At 53.5% G+C, this 14,825-nt stretch carries 18 protein-coding genes and 1 riboswitch; of the genes, 8 read left to right on the top strand and 10 right to left on the bottom strand.

Going from position 1 to position 14,825, the window contains the following annotated elements:
• Window positions 1-36: 36 nt before the first annotated feature.
• On the bottom strand, window positions 37-354 hold the full coding sequence (locus SK35_RS22965; RefSeq protein WP_048215162.1) for a PTS lactose/cellobiose transporter subunit IIA: 318 nt from the start codon (window positions 352-354) through the stop codon (window positions 37-39).
• A gap of 4 nt (window positions 355-358) precedes the next feature.
• A complete protein-coding gene (locus SK35_RS22960; protein WP_003033102.1) occupies window positions 359-664 on the bottom strand; it encodes a PTS sugar transporter subunit IIB in 306 nt (101 codons plus the stop codon).
• 1,093 nt (window positions 665-1,757) lie between these two features.
• On the opposite strand from SK35_RS22960, the gene cspG reads away from it, so the two are divergent.
• Window positions 1,758-1,970, top strand: a complete 213-nt coding sequence (gene cspG, locus SK35_RS22955) for a cold shock protein CspG (RefSeq protein ID WP_003033098.1) — start codon at window positions 1,758-1,760, stop codon at window positions 1,968-1,970.
• 120 nt (window positions 1,971-2,090) lie between these two features.
• On the opposite strand, the gene thiH is transcribed toward cspG, so the two are convergent.
• The 7 genes from thiH to SK35_RS22920 all read right to left on the bottom strand — a co-directional run bounded on the left by thiH (window position 2,091) and on the right by SK35_RS22920 (window position 8,203).
• Entirely contained in the window at window positions 2,091-3,224 is a 1,134-nt protein-coding gene (thiH, locus tag SK35_RS22950) for a 2-iminoacetate synthase ThiH (protein ID WP_008787119.1), read from the bottom strand.
• Window positions 3,221-3,991 carry a thiazole synthase gene (thiG, locus tag SK35_RS22945; protein WP_048215161.1) on the bottom strand — a complete coding sequence of 257 codons (771 nt, stop codon included), beginning with the start codon at window positions 3,989-3,991 and terminating at the stop codon, window positions 3,221-3,223. Before thiG ends, thiH begins: the two co-directional genes overlap by 4 nt.
• Window position 3,992: 1 nt before the next feature.
• Window positions 3,993-4,193 carry a sulfur carrier protein ThiS gene (thiS, locus tag SK35_RS22940; protein ID WP_016155307.1) on the bottom strand — a complete coding sequence of 67 codons (201 nt, stop codon included), beginning with the start codon at window positions 4,191-4,193 and terminating at the stop codon, window positions 3,993-3,995.
• On the bottom strand, window positions 4,174-4,932 hold the full coding sequence (locus SK35_RS22935) for a HesA/MoeB/ThiF family protein (protein WP_003826902.1): 759 nt from the start codon (window positions 4,930-4,932) through the stop codon (window positions 4,174-4,176). Before SK35_RS22935 ends, thiS begins: the two co-directional genes overlap by 20 nt.
• Window positions 4,925-5,560: a thiamine phosphate synthase gene (gene thiE / locus SK35_RS22930; RefSeq protein ID WP_048215160.1), complete on the bottom strand. Its 636-nt coding sequence runs from the start codon at window positions 5,558-5,560 to the stop codon at window positions 4,925-4,927. The genes SK35_RS22935 and thiE overlap by 8 nt, the downstream gene beginning before the upstream one ends.
• Window positions 5,560-7,458, bottom strand: coding sequence for a phosphomethylpyrimidine synthase ThiC (thiC, locus tag SK35_RS22925; protein WP_048215159.1), 1,899 nt, complete (start codon window positions 7,456-7,458; stop codon window positions 5,560-5,562). The genes thiE and thiC overlap by 1 nt, the downstream gene beginning before the upstream one ends.
• A gap of 83 nt (window positions 7,459-7,541) precedes the next feature.
• Window positions 7,542-7,664: riboswitch (TPP riboswitch) on the bottom strand.
• 50 nt (window positions 7,665-7,714) lie between these two features.
• On the bottom strand, window positions 7,715-8,203 hold the full coding sequence (locus SK35_RS22920) for an Rsd/AlgQ family anti-sigma factor (RefSeq protein WP_003826892.1): 489 nt from the start codon (window positions 8,201-8,203) through the stop codon (window positions 7,715-7,717).
• 96 nt (window positions 8,204-8,299) lie between these two features.
• Between SK35_RS22920 and nudC the strand changes: the two genes are divergently transcribed.
• The 6 genes from nudC (at window position 8,300) to SK35_RS22890 (ending at window position 12,665) form a co-directional block, all read left to right on the top strand.
• Window positions 8,300-9,073 (top strand): NAD(+) diphosphatase, encoded by a 774-nt coding sequence (gene nudC, locus SK35_RS22915; RefSeq protein ID WP_003033074.1) that lies wholly within the window; start codon window positions 8,300-8,302, stop codon window positions 9,071-9,073.
• 50 nt (window positions 9,074-9,123) lie between these two features.
• Window positions 9,124-10,188, top strand: a complete 1,065-nt coding sequence (gene hemE / locus SK35_RS22910; RefSeq protein ID WP_048215158.1) for a uroporphyrinogen decarboxylase — start codon at window positions 9,124-9,126, stop codon at window positions 10,186-10,188.
• Window positions 10,189-10,197: 9 nt separating this feature from the next.
• Window positions 10,198-10,878, top strand: coding sequence for a deoxyribonuclease V (gene nfi / locus SK35_RS22905; protein WP_048215157.1), 681 nt, complete (start codon window positions 10,198-10,200; stop codon window positions 10,876-10,878).
• A gap of 33 nt (window positions 10,879-10,911) precedes the next feature.
• Window positions 10,912-11,502: a YjaG family protein gene (locus SK35_RS22900; protein ID WP_003842015.1), complete on the top strand. Its 591-nt coding sequence runs from the start codon at window positions 10,912-10,914 to the stop codon at window positions 11,500-11,502.
• Window positions 11,503-11,688: 186 nt separating this feature from the next.
• The gene (hupA, locus tag SK35_RS22895; protein ID WP_001044509.1) at window positions 11,689-11,961 is read left to right on the top strand and encodes a nucleoid-associated protein HU-alpha; all 273 of its coding nucleotides are present in this window, start codon (window positions 11,689-11,691) and stop codon (window positions 11,959-11,961) included.
• 11 nt (window positions 11,962-11,972) lie between these two features.
• Complete coding sequence (locus SK35_RS22890) at window positions 11,973-12,665, top strand: DUF1481 domain-containing protein (RefSeq protein ID WP_048216366.1); 693 nt, start codon at window positions 11,973-11,975, stop codon at window positions 12,663-12,665.
• 61 nt (window positions 12,666-12,726) lie between these two features.
• Here SK35_RS22890 and zraP read toward each other — a convergent pair whose 3' ends face one another.
• Window positions 12,727-13,170, bottom strand: coding sequence for a zinc resistance sensor/chaperone ZraP (gene zraP, locus SK35_RS22885; protein WP_032945657.1), 444 nt, complete (start codon window positions 13,168-13,170; stop codon window positions 12,727-12,729).
• A 265-nt stretch (window positions 13,171-13,435) separates the two neighbouring features.
• On the opposite strand from zraP, the gene zraS reads away from it, so the two are divergent.
• On the top strand, window positions 13,436-14,821 hold the full coding sequence (gene zraS / locus SK35_RS22880) for a two-component system sensor histidine kinase ZraS (protein ID WP_032945658.1): 1,386 nt from the start codon (window positions 13,436-13,438) through the stop codon (window positions 14,819-14,821).
• Window positions 14,822-14,825 lie beyond the last annotated feature (4 nt).

The raw sequence follows: 14,825 nt of genomic DNA, 5'->3' as shown, positions 1-14,825 counted from the left end.
CGTTTATCAGGTCTACGAAGCCATCCGGCAGTGTCATTAATTTATCGGTGGTAACCGCCGATAAAGCTCAATCATATCGCCGGCCAGATCCTGAATCACCATGGCATTCATCAGGTGGTCCTGCGAATGGACGGTGATGAGATTAACCGGTAGTTTGCCAGTTCCTTCGTCAATACCGATCAGCTGGGTCTGGATTTTATGCGCTTGTTTGACGTACTCGCGTGATTCCGTCATCGCTTGTTCTGCACCGGAGAAATCACCTTTACGCGCCAGTTGCAATGCCGTCAGGGCCTGGCTGCGTGCAGCGCCAGCATTTACCAATAACTCCATGATGATCGTTTCTAACTCTTCCATACCATCACTCCAGTAGTTTCAGCGCCTTATCCAGTACCGCATCGCCTTTCATCATGCCGTAATCCATCATGTCGATAACGGCGACCTTTTTGCCTAGTGGGTCGGCGATCGCCTGTAGCTTGGCCTGTTCATACTTAACCTGTGGACCGAGCAAAACGATATCCGCTGTAGCGATATTCTCTTCAAACTCGGCCACCGGGACGGCTTTGATAGTGACGTCGACGCCTTTTTTCTGGGCGGCATCTTTCATCCTTTGCACCAGCATGCTGGTGGACATTCCGGCGGCACAGCATAAAACGATGTTTTTCATAAGCAGTCTCGATCAACATGTGTGAGTTGATAATTATCGCGAGCCAGCCATAGCAACAACTGCTTTGCAACGATTGTGTGCAAGGCATCACAAAGAAAGCCGCTTTTTCTGAAACCGGTTACAAGAAGAGGCGGAACCCTGCGATCTGGACCAGGGCCAGCGGCTTTTTGACTCGCTTATCACATGCTGGAATATATAATTACTGTCAATAAATACATGTTATAAAAAACAGTATTGACAGCGTTTTTTAAACCCGTATGTTAATACTTAACAGCGGAGAAATTGTAGTTTGCTGTTAACGTAGTAAGTGTTAGTAGAGCTTGATTGGGGTTTGCGATAAAGGCCACGAAGTATTTTTTGTATGGGATAGTCGATGCTGAAAACGCTATTTTTTCACTTCGACAATGCTTTCAGGCCACGTAGTTGATATATCTAATCGCAAAAAGTCAGTAAAACGCGACGATGTAACGCCATGATTTTATAGTAAATGTTTGTGGTTTCTGCTTTTCTGGTTATCACAAGGGAAATAAGGCAACGCATCAAAGAGTATATGTCGCGAGGGGAAGTGTACTTGTTTAGGTCACCAGTCTTGAGTTCTATTATCAAGCGGGTGGAATGTGTTTAACGGTAAATAGAGGAAAGCTTTAGTTAGTATCAATATCCAATATTATCTGTAGTAAACGTGTACATTTTAAAGTAGTACCATCAGCAGTATTAAATCGTTAAGTTTATTAATGTTAAATTTGAAGTGTGTAGTAACGTAAAGCCCTGACTGCAATAGTCGGGGCTTTTGTTCATTGTAGATCAAGCTGTTATCCAGGATGCTTAGCCGCGATGGTTCAACATTGCATCACTCAATGGGTATTAAAAAAATTAATGCTTGCTTAATGATTAGAAGTATGTCTACTATAGCGGCATCGGTTTGGAACACAGACCTTATGCAAGCAGTTTTAGTAAAGCAGTTCTCAGTTCAAGCGTTATCCTCAGATACTCTTCTTCATGAGCCTCCTCCCTAAGTGCCCCATAAGTTAATTTCTGCAAAACAGGCCATCTTCGCTGCATAAGCGGCTCAAAAACATGAAAGGAAGTATCTATGTCTAACAAAATGACTGGTTTAGTAAAATGGTTTAACTCTGATAAAGGCTTCGGCTTTATCACTCCTCAGGACGGTAGCAAGGATGTGTTTGTGCATTTCTCCGCTATCCAGAGTAACGATTTTAAAACGTTAGATGAAGGTCAAAAGGTGGAGTTCTCCGTGGAGAATGGCGCTAAAGGCCCGTCTGCTGTTAACGTTGTCGCGCTGTAATCGCCGATAATTTCACGAGCGCTTACGATAGCGATGAAGGCCAGAGCCCGAGCAGTTAAGTGCCAGTGAAGAAAAAACCCGCGAAAGCGGGTTTTTTTTGTTTATGCGATTGCTCCTGACCTACGGTACCTGTGAAGCGCGCCCCAGATAGCTGTCCCAGTCTTTCCACACGGGCTGTAAACCCTGGGCCATGAGTGCTTCAGCAACGGCTTCTGGGCGACGATCGTCGTGCGGGGAGAACTGTTCCAGTTCGGGGTGGTTATCGGCATAACCACCGGGCTGGGTTTTTGAGAAGGCGCTGACGTTGTTGATCGCCAACGGGATCACATGGTCACGAAACCATGGCGATTCGCGGGTGGAGAGCGACAGCTCAATTTCTGGCGCCAGTAAACGAAACGCGCAAATGGTCTGGACCAACTGTCGCTCATCCATGATCGATGCAGGCTCAACGCCTCCGGTGCATGGGCGCAGGCGAGGGAAGGAGATAGAGTAACGGCTCTGCCAGTAATGCTGCTGCATCCATAGCAGATGTTCAGCCACCATATAGCAATCAACCCGCCAGCTGTCGGACAAACCAATCAACGCGCCAAGACCGATTTTGTCGATCCCTGCGCGGCCCAGCCTGTCCGGCGTTTCCAGGCGCCAGAAGAAATCCTGCTTTTTCCCTTTTAAATGGTGGCGAGCGTAAGTTGCCTCATGATAACTCTCCTGATACACCATTACGCCATCCAGCCCCAGCGTCTTCAGCTCTGCATATTCAGCCTCTGACAATGGCTGTACCTCCATCTGTAAAGAGGCGAACTGGCGGCGAATGGCAGGCAAATGGCGACGAAAGTAATCCATCCCCACTTTTGCCTGATGTTCACCGGTGACCAGCAGCAGATGCTCAAAACCCAGCTCACGGATAGCCGCACACTCCCGTATTATCTCATCTTCGTCCAGCGTTTTACGTTTGATACGGTTGCTCATCGAAAAACCGCAGTAGGTGCAGTCGTTGGCGCAAAGGTTGGAGAGATACAACGGCACGTAAAAGCTCACCGTGTTACCAAAACGCTGACGGGTGAGCTTCTGCGCCCGCTGCGCCAGCGGCTCCAGATAATCGGCGGCGGCAGGAGAGAGCAATGCCATCAGATCGTCGCGACTAAGATGCGAAGCGTTGAGGGCGCGCTCTACGTCAGCGGCGGTTTTACCGTTGATGCGCAGGCGGATGTCATCCCAGTCCAGCTGCCGCCAGCGGTCGCTGAACGTTTTCATGCGAAGGCCTCCAGGAATCCGGTTAACGGGCTGGTGGGACTTGCCTGCGAACTTTTGCTTCCTGGTACCGCCTGGCGTGCCAGCAAGCCAGTTTCAACGGCCAGGCGGAAGGCGGTTGCCATCATCACCGGGCTGTCGGCTACCGCGATTGCCGTATTGACCAGCACCGCGTCGGCGCCCATTTCCAGCGCCTGCGTGGCGTGGCTAGGGACGCCGATGCCTGCATCAACCACCACCGGCACGGTCGCCTGTTGGATAATAATCTCCAGCATCGCTTTGGTTTCCAGCCCCTGATTAGAACCGATAGGCGCGCCGAGTGGCATGACTGCAGAACAGCCTACTTCTTCCAGTCGTTTGCACAGCACCGGATCTGCGCCACAGTAAGGCAGCACCACGAAGCCCTTTTTCACCAGTGCTTCTGCGGCTTTCAATGTTTCGATTGGATCGGGTAACAGCCAGCGGGCGTCCGGATGGATTTCTAATTTCAGCCAGTTTGTGCCCAGCGCTTCACGCGCTAACTGGGCAGCAAAAATCGCCTCTTCAGCGGTTTTTGCCCCCGAAGTGTTGGGCAACAGCGTCACACCAGCTTCTACCAGCGGCGCCAGAATGGCATCGTTGTGCTGACGCAAATCCACGCGCTTCATGGCCAGCGTTACCAGTTGGCTGCCGGAGGCGCGAATCGCCTCGACCATCAGCTGCGATGAAGCAAACTTTCCGGTGCCGGTGAACAGATGCGAATCAAACGTTTTGTCGGCAATACGTAACATATCAACCCCCTGCAATAACCTGAAAAAGCAGGATCTGGTCGCCTTCCTGCACGATTTGCTGCTCCCACTGCTCGCGCGGGAGGATCTGCTGATTGAGCGCCAGCGCCGCGCCCGGTTTAAGCTGATTAAGCGCAGTGAGCAGCCCACTGACGGTTTGTCCTTCGGCGCACTGCATCGGCTCATCATTGAACTGAATCTGCATGTTGCCCTCCGCATACCGGGCAGCCGCTGGCACGTCGTAGTGCGAAGCTGCGCCACTGGCTGGTTTTACCGTCAAACAGGCGTAGCTCTCCGCTGGGCGTCTCAATACCGCTGAGCAATTTAATCGCTTCCAACGCCTGCAAGGTGCCCATCACGCCCACAACCGGTCCGACGATACCGGCGGTACGGCAGTTGCGTTCGGGCTCTACATCATCCGGCCACAGGCAGCGGTAACATCCTTGTTCCCATGGGGGCGTCAGCACCATCAGTTGGCCGCCAAAGCCGACGGCGCTGGCGGTGACGAGCGGGGTGTTGAGCGTTACGCAGGCGGCGTTAATTTCCTGGCGCGTGGCCATGTTATCGGTACAGTCGAGCACCACATCGGCACGCGCTACCGCATGCCGAAGCGCATCGCCTTTCAGTCGCTGCTGGAGTGACACCAGCTCGATATCCGGGTTGAGCCGCGTCAGGCGCTGCTGGGCAACCTGCGATTTTGAACGTGCGATATCATCAGTGGTAAACAGGATCTGGCGCTGCAGGTTGCTCAGATGAATGTCGTCATCGTCTACCAGCGTCAGTTTTCCGATGCCTGCTCCCGCCAGATACAGCGCGGCAGGCGAACCTAACCCGCCTAAACCGACAATCAGCACATGGCTATCGAGTAGCTTTTGCTGGCCTTCAATGGCGATATCGCCGAGCAGGATCTGTCGGCTGTAACGCATAAAGTCGCGGTCATTCATCGCCCACTCCCGCGATATCCAGTAGTTGGGCCGTGGCGACCTGCCAGTCAGCCGCCTGGGTAATGGCGCTGACCACGGCAATGCTGCCGACGCCGGTCGCCAGTACCGCCGGGGCGCGCTCAAGGCTGATACCGCCAATGGCGACGGTCGGGTAATCCGCTAATCGTTCAATATGGTTTGCCAGTTGCGTGAGTCCCTGCGGGGCGGAAGGCATCTGTTTGGTTTGCGTGGGAAAAACATGACCCAGCGCGATATAAGAAGGCTTAGCGGCGAGCGCGACGTCGATCTCCATATCATCGTGAGTGGAGACCCCCAGGCGCAGCCCCGCCGCCTGAATCGCCTTCAGGTCGGTGGTTTCAAGGTCTTCCTGGCCCAGATGTACACCGTAAGCGCGGTGCTTAATTGCCAGACGCCAGTAGTCGTTGATAAACAGACGGGCGTTATAGCGACGACCCAGTTCAATGGCGGCCATAACGTCGGCTTCGACCTCTTCATCACGCTTATCTTTAATGCGCAGTTGGATCGTGCATACGCCCGCCTGCAGCAAGCGTTCAATCCATTGCACGCTGTCCACCACCGGGTAAAGCCCGAGGCGAAACGGCACGGTCGGGAAATCAGGCTGGTACATTACGCCTCCTCTTTTTTGAGGTAGATTTCGCCGCCTTTGGCGCGGAAGTTCTCCGACATATCTGCCATGCCGACTTCAATCGTTTGTGCAGCAGCGTAGTCGCGAACCTCCTGGCTGATTTTCATCGAGCAGAACTTCGGCCCGCACATGGAGCAGAAGTGGGCGACCTTACCGGATTCCTGTGGCAGGGTTTCATCGTGGTAGGCACGGGCGGTGAACGGGTCGAGCGCGAGGTTAAACTGGTCTTCCCAGCGGAATTCGAAGCGCGCTTTCGACATGGCGTTATCGCGGATCTGCGCGCCCGGATGACCTTTTGCTAAGTCAGCTGCATGGGCGGCAATCTTGTAGGTAATCAACCCTTGTTTAACATCTTCTTTGTTCGGCAGGCCGAGGTGCTCTTTTGGCGTGACGTAGCACAGCATTGCGCAGCCAAACCAACCGATCATCGCCGCGCCGATCCCGGAAGTGAAGTGGTCGTAGCCCGGTGCGATATCGGTGGTCAACGGTCCTAAAGTGTAGAACGGTGCTTCATGGCAGTTCTCCAGCTCTTCGGTCATGTTGCGCTGGATCATATGCATGGGCACATGACCTGGACCTTCTATCATCACCTGCACGTCGTATTCCCAGGCGATTTTGGTCAGCTCGCCCAGCGTATGCAGCTCGGAGAACTGCGCTTCGTCGTTCGCATCCTGAATTGAACCCGGGCGCAGGCCGTCACCCAGCGACAAAGAGACGTCGTAGGCGGCGCAGATTTCGCAAATCTCGCGGAAATGTTCGTACAGGAAGTTCTCTTTGTGATGAGAAAGGCACCATTTCGCCATAATTGAACCGCCGCGTGAGACAATGCCGGTCAGGCGTTTGGCAGTCATCGGCACGTAGCGCAGCAGCACGCCCGCGTGAATGGTGAAGTAGTCGACGCCCTGTTCGGCCTGCTCCAGCAGCGTGTCGCGGAAGGCTTCCCAGGTGAGATCTTCGGCGATCCCGTTGACCTTCTCCAGCGCCTGGTAGATCGGCACAGTACCGATCGGTACCGGACTGTTACGCAGGATCCACTCGCGGGTTTCGTGGATATAGCGACCGGTGGAGAGATCCATCACCGTGTCAGCGCCCCAGCGCGTCGACCACACCAGCTTCTCTACCTCTTCTTCAATGGAGGAGGTGACGGCAGAGTTACCGATGTTGGCGTTAACCTTCACCAGGAAGTTGCGACCGATAATCATCGGCTCGGATTCCGGGTGGTTGATGTTGGCAGGAATAATCGCTCGGCCCGCGGCCACTTCATCACGCACGAATTCCGGCGTGATGTTTTCCGGCAGGCGTGCACCAAAGTTCATCCCCGGATGCTGGTGGCGAAGCACTTCACTGCGAATGCGCTCGCGACCCATGTTTTCACGAATGGCGATGAACTCCATCTCCGGGGTCACTATTCCCTGGCGGGCGTAGTGCAGTTGGGTGACTCGTTTACCCGCTTTGGCGCGCTTTGGCGTCAGCAAGCCGGTGAAACGCAGCTCGTCCAGGCCATCGTCGGCCAGACGTTCTTTGGTATAAGCGGAACTCCGGTCGTCTAATTCTTCGCTATCGTTACGCGCCGCAATCCACGGCTGGCGCAGCTTTGCCAGACCCTGCTGGACGTTAATCGCCACGTCAGGATCGCCATACGGTCCGGAGGTGTCGTATACCGGAACGGCTTCGTTCTCTTCGAACTGCGGGTTGTCTTTGCTACCGCCAGTCAGTGTTGGGCTGAGCTGAATTTCGCGCATCGGAATGCGGATATCCGGCTGCGAACCGGTAATATAAATGCGTTTTGAGTTAGGGAAGGCGGTCCCTTCCAGGGTATCGATAAAATGTTGGGCCTGGGCGCGCTGTTCGCGGCGTGATGGTTTAGTAGTGGCAGACATAGCTCATTCCAAATAAAAGTAAGGATATGGCTTGTCAGACGACGGATGAAGCAAGAGAGAAGCTCGCCCGGGGGCGATGCTATTGTAGATTGACTCTTGTTCCCTTCGCAGGTTTTAACCTGATCAGGTTCCGCGGATCCCGAATTAACGGTCTCAGCCTTTTCCACTCATGCTGCTGTGGAAAATAAGCACTCCGACAAGAAGTAACCTCAGTAAAGAGGTAATGAATGTAAACTACGCGTTAATGCCGTAAATCTCAAGCATGACGTTTGAGAGTGCTGCTCTCGTGCATCGCGTCAAATACCAGCATGATCAGCTTATCTTCCAGCACGAATCGGGCTTCCAGTGCTTCGCCGAGATCCGATAAAACCTGTTGAAATTCAAGGAAGTTATCATGATCAATCGCAGTTTCCAGGCTGGAGTCATAGTAGTCCATGATCAGCTGCGTATTGGCTTCCAGCAGCGGCCAAATTTTTGTGGCTTTTAAAAGCTGCCCGTTCCCTTCCAATTTATGGAGAATACGTTCATAAATACTGAAGTGTCCGGTGGAGAGGTAATCGACCAGGCTCTGACAAAAATCATCCAGCGCTTTTTCATTGAGTCGCATGTACGATTCTTTGCCAGGCTTAATGCCAACCAGATTGTAGTAAGCCACGAGCAGGTGCTTACGTACATGTAGCCAGCGATCAACCAGTTTATTACTTCCTCCGACGTGCTCCGTCAGGCTTTCCAGCTGGTTTAGCATGATTGACTCCGCAAGATGGTGTTTAGGAACTGCTCACCCGTAAATGTAAAAATAATGTAAACAACATGCCTGTGAAGCAAAGGTTGCGCAAGAGATATGGATCGTATAATTGAAAAATTAGATAGCGGCTGGTGGATCGTCAGTCATGAGCAAAAGTTATGGTTACCTCATGGCGAGCTACCTTATGGCGACGCAGCCCGTTTTGATCTGATTGGTCAGCGCGCGCTGCCAATAGGCGAGTGGGAAGGGGAAACTGTCTGGCTGGTACAGCAGCAGCGTCGACACGATATGGGGTCGGTGCGCCAGGTCATTGACCAGGATGTTGGCCTGTTTCAACTGGCCGGACGCGGCGTACAGCTGGCGGAGTTCTATCGCTCGCATAAATTCTGCGGCTACTGCGGCCATCCCATGCACCCGAGTAAAACGGAGTGGGCGATGCTCTGTAGCCACTGCCGTGAACGTTATTACCCGCAAATTGCCCCGTGCATAATCGTCGCTATTCGCCGAGATGATTCCATCCTGCTTGCCCAACATGTTCGCCATCGTAACGGCGTGCATACCGTACTGGCGGGTTTTGTCGAAGTAGGTGAGACCTTAGAACAGGCGGTGGCGCGTGAAGTTATGGAAGAAAGCGGGATTAAGGTGAAAAATCTGCGCTATGTCACTTCTCAGCCGTGGCCATTCCCACAGTCTTTGATGACCGCATTTATGGCGGAGTATGATAGCGGCGAAATCGTCATCGACCCGAAAGAGCTGCTGGAAGCGAACTGGTATCGCTATGACGACTTACCGCTCTTACCCCCGCCGGGTACTGTCGCGCGTCGATTGATTGAAGACACTGTGGCAATGTGTCGGGCTGAGTACGAGTAAAGAGCGAGTGGTGATACACTGATGGACTGACGCAATAAGGAACTGCAAAAATGACCGAACTGAAGAACGATCGTTATCTGCGTGCGCTGCTGCGCCAGCCCGTTGATGTCACTCCGGTATGGATGATGCGCCAGGCAGGCCGCTATTTACCGGAATACAAAGCTACCCGTGCCGAAGCGGGCGATTTTATGGCGCTGTGCAAAAATGCCGAGCTGGCCTGCGAAGTCACGCTGCAGCCGCTGCGTCGCTATAAACTTGATGCCGCGATCCTCTTCTCGGATATCCTGACGATCCCGGATGCGATGGGACTCGGGCTGTATTTTGAAGCAGGAGAAGGCCCACGCTTCACCTCTCCGATTACCAGCAAGGCTGATGTCGACAAACTGCCGATCCCGGACCCGGAAGATGGGCTGGGGTACGTGATGAACGCGGTGCGCACTATCCGCCGTGAACTGAAAGGCGAAGTGCCGCTGATCGGCTTCTCCGGTAGCCCGTGGACGCTGGCGACCTACATGGTTGAAGGCGGCAGCAGCAAAGCCTTCACCGTGATTAAAAAGATGATGTACGCCGACCCTAAAGCGCTGCATCTGCTGCTTGATAAGCTGGCGAAGAGCGTCACGCTGTACCTGAACGCGCAGATCAAAGCGGGTGCGCAGTCGGTGATGATTTTCGACACCTGGGGTGGCGTGCTGACCGGTCGCGACTATCAGCAGTTTTCTTTGTACTACATGCACAAAATCGTTGATGGCCTGCTGCGCGAGAACGAAGGTCGTCGCGTACCGGTGACCCTGTTTACCAAAGGCGGTGGTCAGTGGCTGGAAGCGATGGCGGAGACCGGCTGTGATGCGTTAGGTCTCGACTGGACCACTGACATTGCCGATGCGCGTCGTCGTGTAGGTCATAAAGTGGCGCTCCAGGGCAATCTGGATCCGTCCATGCTGTATGCGCCGCCAGCCCGCATCGAAGAAGAGGTGGCGACAATTCTGGCCGGATTCGGTCAGGGTGAAGGGCATGTCTTTAACCTGGGCCACGGCATTCATCAGGACGTCCCGCCAGAACATGCGGGTGTCTTTGTGGAGGCGGTACATCGGTTGTCCGAACAGTACCACCGCTAAGGAGTCATCATGGATCTCGCGTCATTACGCGCGCAGCAGCTTGAACTGGCTTCTTCAGTGATCCGCGAGGATCGTCTGAAGAACGATCAGCCGGATCTGATCGGCGGGGCGGACGTTGGGTTTGAGCAGGGTGGCGAAGTGACGCGAGCCGCGATGGTCTTACTGAAGTATCCCACGCTTGAACTGGTCGAATACAAGGTGGCGCGTATCGCCACCACCATGCCCTACATTCCCGGTTTTCTCTCCTTTCGTGAAACTCCCGCGCTGATGGCCGCCTGGCAACTGCTCTCGCACAAGCCAGATCTGCTGTTCGTTGATGGTCATGGCATTTCTCACCCGCGTCGTCTGGGCGTGGCCAGCCATTTTGGTCTGCTGGTGGATGTCCCGACGATCGGCGTGGCGAAAAAGCGGCTGTGCGGCAAGTTTGAACCGCTCGCTGCTGAACCTGGTGCGCTAGCGCCGTTGCTGGATAAAGGCGAACAACTGGCATGGGTCTGGCGCAGTAAAGCGCGCTGTAACCCGTTGTTTATTTCTACGGGTCACCGCGTGAGTATGGACAGCGCACTGGCGTGGGTTCAACGCTGTATGAACGGCTATCGTTTGCCGGAACCAACACGCTGGGCAGATGCGGTAGCATCCGAACGCCCGGCTTTTACTCGGCTTGCAGCAAAAACGCCCTATATCGGGTAAACTGCGGCTAATTTCCGTATTTGAGAACTCATCATGTTACAAAATCCGATTCACCTGCGTCTGGAGAAGCTGGAAAGCTGGCAGCACGTCACGTTTATGGCCTGTCTGTGCGAACGCATGTACCCAAACTACGCCATGTTCTGCAAGCAAACTGAATTTGGCGATGGACAGATTTACCGCCGAATTCTGGATCTGATTTGGGAAGCGCTGACGGTTAAAGACGCGAAAATCAATTTCGACAGCCAGCTGGAAAAATTTGAAGAGGCCATTCCTTCTGCAGACGATTACGATCTGTACGGTGTTTATCCGGCGATTGATGCCTGTGTGGCATTAAGCGAGCTGATGCATTCGCGTCTTAGCGGTGAAACGCTGGAGCATGCAATCGAAGTGAGTAAGGCTTCGATTACGACGGTTGCGATGCTGGAAATGACTCAGGCTGGTCGCGAAATGACCGATGAAGAGCTCAAAGAGAACCCTGCCGTTGAGCAAGAATGGGATATTCAGTGGGAAATTTTCCGACTTTTAGCCGACTGTGAAGAACGCGATATTGAGCTGATAAAAGGGCTGCGTGCAGACCTGCGCGAGGCTGGCGAGAGCAATATTGGTATAAATTTTCAGCAATGACACCACAAAACGTGATTTAACGCCTGATTTGTCGTGCCTGAAGGCTTCCCATCCGCCCCCGGTCTGGTCTACATTTGGGGGGCGAAAAAAAGTGGCTATCGGTGCGTGTATGCAGGAGAGTGCTTTTCTGGCATTTCCGTCGCACTCGATGCTTAGCAAGCGATAAACACATTGTAAGGATAACTTATGAACAAGACTCAACTGATTGATGTAATTGCAGACAAAGCAGAACTGTCTAAAACACAGGCTAAAGCTGCTCTGGAATCCACTCTGGCTGCTATTACTGAGTCTCTGAAAGAAGGCGATGCTGTACAACTGGTTGGTTTCGGTACCTTCAAAGTGAACCACCGTGCTGAGCGCACTGGCCGCAACCCGCAGACCGGTAAAGAAATCAAAATCGCCGCAGCTAACGTACCGGCATTTGTTTCTGGTAAAGCACTGAAAGACGCGGTTAAGTAATTCGCGTGGCAGTGAACAGTTTTAACGAAGGGGCGGTTTCGCCCCTTTTGTCCATCTGGCGTCATTCGCTTTGGCTTTCAGGTGTTCTGTTACTGTCAGCCTGCGGTAGCCATTCTGAGCTTCCTCCGTTCACGGCCAGCGGCTATGTTGGCGATCAGGGGGCGGTACGCATTTGGCGTAAAGACTCCGGTGACGATGTTCACTTGCTCTCGGTATTTAGTCCGTGGCGTAAAGGCGAAACCACTACCAGTGAATACCGCTGGCAGGGTGATTCGCTCTCTCTGATAGAACTCAACGTTTACAGTAAACCGGCTGAACATGTCCGTATACGCTTCGATGACCGGGGCGAACTGAGCTTCATGCAGCGTGAAGTCGACGGGCAAAAGCAGCAGCTTTCCAGCGATCAAATCGCGCTTTACCGCTATCGTGCCGATCAAATTCGCCAGACCAGCGATGCGCTGCGTCAGGGACGGGTGATATTGCGTCAGGGACGTTGGCATGCGGATAACACGGTCACAACCTGTGAAGGTGAAACGCTGAAGCCAGACCTGGAGTCGTGGGCGATAAACCATATCGAGCGCCGCCAGAGACATTCATCCGTAGAGGTGAGTGTGGCATGGCTGGAAGCGCCCGAAGGGTCGCAGCTACTGCTGGTCGCCAATGAAGATTTTTGTCACTGGCAGCCTACAGCAAAAACTTTCTGAAAACCTGAATACAGGAAATCAGCAGGCCTGATCCGTATAGCGTCATCAGGCATTAAGTCTTTTACCAGTGGCCCATTCCCATATGACCGCCGCCGCGATGGTTACCGCCACCGCCGCATCCGCCGTAGCCCATTCCCGCTCCACGTGGCACGCCAGCCTGCGCCATTGCGACATCACGTTTAACGCGCTGCTCGTCCAGAGACTGATTCAACGCTTCCATCTCTTTTGCAACGGCGTTAATTTTTGCCGTGTCCGGCGAGCTGGCCGTTAATAGTGCGTTGTACTCATAACGTTTGGATGTCAGCTGTTGGCGCAACGCGCTGGTCTGGGAATAATAATCATCATAGATTTTCTGTGCGGCAGCCTGCTGCTCAGCGGTCATTGGCGTACCGCCCCGTTGCTGCATTCCATCACCATATCCCCAGTGATTCTGTGCCAGTACCGGGGTGGAGCCAAGTGCGATAAGAGAAAGTGCAATCAGTGCCAGTTTGTTGTTCCGTTTCATCGTTCGTTCTCCTGTTGGTTAGCTTACATTCCCTTTTGCATCTTCCGTGCCAAAGCGGCAATCCGAGTCCTGCGGGGCGTTGTACCCGCCGTCTTTGCAGGGAAACGAGTAAAAATGACTCGCCAGAACGCGCCAGCGAGTCATTTTTACTCGTTACTTTCAGCTGTTTGTGTCTGAGGGCAGGGTTATCAGGGGGAAAAAATGGCATGATTTCTGCTGTATACCTGCAACGATGAAAGGAACAAGCGGGGTGAAGGGAGAGCGTATGCGTCTTTATAAGGATACGGTGGCAAAGTGGTTGAGCCGACTCTTGCTGGCGGCAATCCTGGTTTTGGTCGGCTGGTTTTCGATTATGACCATTCGGGACTATGGGCGGGAAAGTGGCGCCGCGCGGCAAACGCTACTGGAAAAAGGCAGTGTGCTCATTCGCGCTCTGGAGTCTGGTACGCGCGTAGGCATGGGGATGCGCATGCATCATGCCCAGCAGCAGACGCTACTGGAGGAAATGGCTGTACAGCCTGGCGTGCTATGGTTTGCTGTCGTCGATGAGCATGGTGTCATTATTACCCACAGCAATTCCGCGATGGTCGGCAAAACGCTCTATTCATCGGATGTCCTGCGACAGCTTAGTCCTGGGGAGCAAGAAAGCTGGCGGAATATTGAAATTCCAGCGAGGGATGGTGAAAAAACGCCAGCACTGGAAATTTATCGCCAGTTTCAGCCGATGTATGGTCCAGGACGCCACGGCATGGCGCGCTGTGCCAGCAATGACGGGCAGCTTATCACCCCTGCACAAACCATATTTATCGCCTTTGATGCCAGCGATCTGACAGCGACTCAGGCAAGGGAGTGGCGTAACACACTGATAGTCCTCTCTGCGCTGGCGGCTGTGTTGCTGGCCACCGTGCTGACGTTCTTCTGGTATCAGCGCTATCAGCGCTCGTACAAAGAACTCCAGGATGCGATGAAGCGTAAAGAAAAACTGTTAGCGCTCGGTCATCTTGCGGCTGGGGTGGCGCATGAAATTCGTAACCCGCTTTCATCGATCAAAGGGTTAGCGAAGTATTTTGCCGAGCGAACCCCGGCAGGAGGCGAGTCGCACGAGCTGGCACAGGTGATGGCGAAAGAGGCGGATCGTTTAAATCGGGTGGTGAGTGAGTTGCTGGAGCTGGTGAAACCTGCGCATCTGACGCTGCAAAAGGTGGATCTCAATGAGGTTATCACCCACTCATTACACCTGGTGAGTCAGGATGCGGCAAGCCGGGAAATCCAGCTCCGCTTTTCGGCCAATTCTACGCTGCCCGCTATCCAGGCCGATCCTGACCGACTGACTCAGGTTTTGTTGAATCTGTATCTGAACGCCATTCATGCGATTGGTCGTCAGGGCACGATCACGGTTGAAGCGAATGAAAGCAGCGGCGATCGCGTTAAAATTGTGGTTACCGATAGTGGGAAGGGGATTGCGGCGGAACAGCTGGAGGCCATTTTTACGCCTTACTATACGACCAAAGCTGACGGAACCGGCCTCGGGCTGGCGGTAGTGCAGAACATTATCGAACAGCACGGTGGCACCATTCAGGTGGCAAGCGTTGAGGGCAAAGGCGCGACCTTTACCCTTTGGCTGCCGACCAAAGCGAAACAACAGGATTAACAAG

The sequence above is a fragment of the Citrobacter sp. MGH105 genome (assembly GCF_001037485.2).
Classification (GTDB): domain Bacteria; phylum Pseudomonadota; class Gammaproteobacteria; order Enterobacterales; family Enterobacteriaceae; genus Citrobacter; species Citrobacter portucalensis.
This window is presented reverse-complemented; position numbering and strand designations above follow the sequence as displayed.

What these genes read in the sequence shown, in the direction of transcription:
- SK35_RS22935 (WP_003826902.1), bottom strand. Translation starts at nt 4,932, where the DNA reads ATGAATGACCGCGACTTTATGCGTTACAGCCGACAGATCCTGCTCGGC.
- thiH (WP_008787119.1), bottom strand. Translation starts at nt 3,224, where the DNA reads ATGAAAACGTTCAGCGACCGCTGGCGGCAGCTGGACTGGGATGACATC.
- SK35_RS22965 (WP_048215162.1), bottom strand. Translation starts at nt 354, where the DNA reads ATGGAAGAGTTAGAAACGATCATCATGGAGTTATTGGTAAATGCTGGC.
- nfi (WP_048215157.1), top strand. Translation starts at nt 10,198, where the DNA reads ATGGATCTCGCGTCATTACGCGCGCAGCAGCTTGAACTGGCTTCTTCA.
- zraS (WP_032945658.1), top strand. Translation starts at nt 13,436, where the DNA reads ATGCGTCTTTATAAGGATACGGTGGCAAAGTGGTTGAGCCGACTCTTG.
- cspG (WP_003033098.1), top strand. Translation starts at nt 1,758, where the DNA reads ATGTCTAACAAAATGACTGGTTTAGTAAAATGGTTTAACTCTGATAAA.
- thiS (WP_016155307.1), bottom strand. Translation starts at nt 4,193, where the DNA reads ATGCAGATTCAGTTCAATGATGAGCCGATGCAGTGCGCCGAAGGACAA.
- thiC (WP_048215159.1), bottom strand. Translation starts at nt 7,458, where the DNA reads ATGTCTGCCACTACTAAACCATCACGCCGCGAACAGCGCGCCCAGGCC.
- SK35_RS22920 (WP_003826892.1), bottom strand. Translation starts at nt 8,203, where the DNA reads ATGCTAAACCAGCTGGAAAGCCTGACGGAGCACGTCGGAGGAAGTAAT.
- hupA (WP_001044509.1), top strand. Translation starts at nt 11,689, where the DNA reads ATGAACAAGACTCAACTGATTGATGTAATTGCAGACAAAGCAGAACTG.
- zraP (WP_032945657.1), bottom strand. Translation starts at nt 13,170, where the DNA reads ATGAAACGGAACAACAAACTGGCACTGATTGCACTTTCTCTTATCGCA.
- thiE (WP_048215160.1), bottom strand. Translation starts at nt 5,560, where the DNA reads ATGTACCAGCCTGATTTCCCGACCGTGCCGTTTCGCCTCGGGCTTTAC.
- thiG (WP_048215161.1), bottom strand. Translation starts at nt 3,991, where the DNA reads ATGTTACGTATTGCCGACAAAACGTTTGATTCGCATCTGTTCACCGGC.
- nudC (WP_003033074.1), top strand. Translation starts at nt 8,300, where the DNA reads ATGGATCGTATAATTGAAAAATTAGATAGCGGCTGGTGGATCGTCAGT.
- SK35_RS22900 (WP_003842015.1), top strand. Translation starts at nt 10,912, where the DNA reads ATGTTACAAAATCCGATTCACCTGCGTCTGGAGAAGCTGGAAAGCTGG.
- SK35_RS22960 (WP_003033102.1), bottom strand. Translation starts at nt 664, where the DNA reads ATGAAAAACATCGTTTTATGCTGTGCCGCCGGAATGTCCACCAGCATG.
- hemE (WP_048215158.1), top strand. Translation starts at nt 9,124, where the DNA reads ATGACCGAACTGAAGAACGATCGTTATCTGCGTGCGCTGCTGCGCCAG.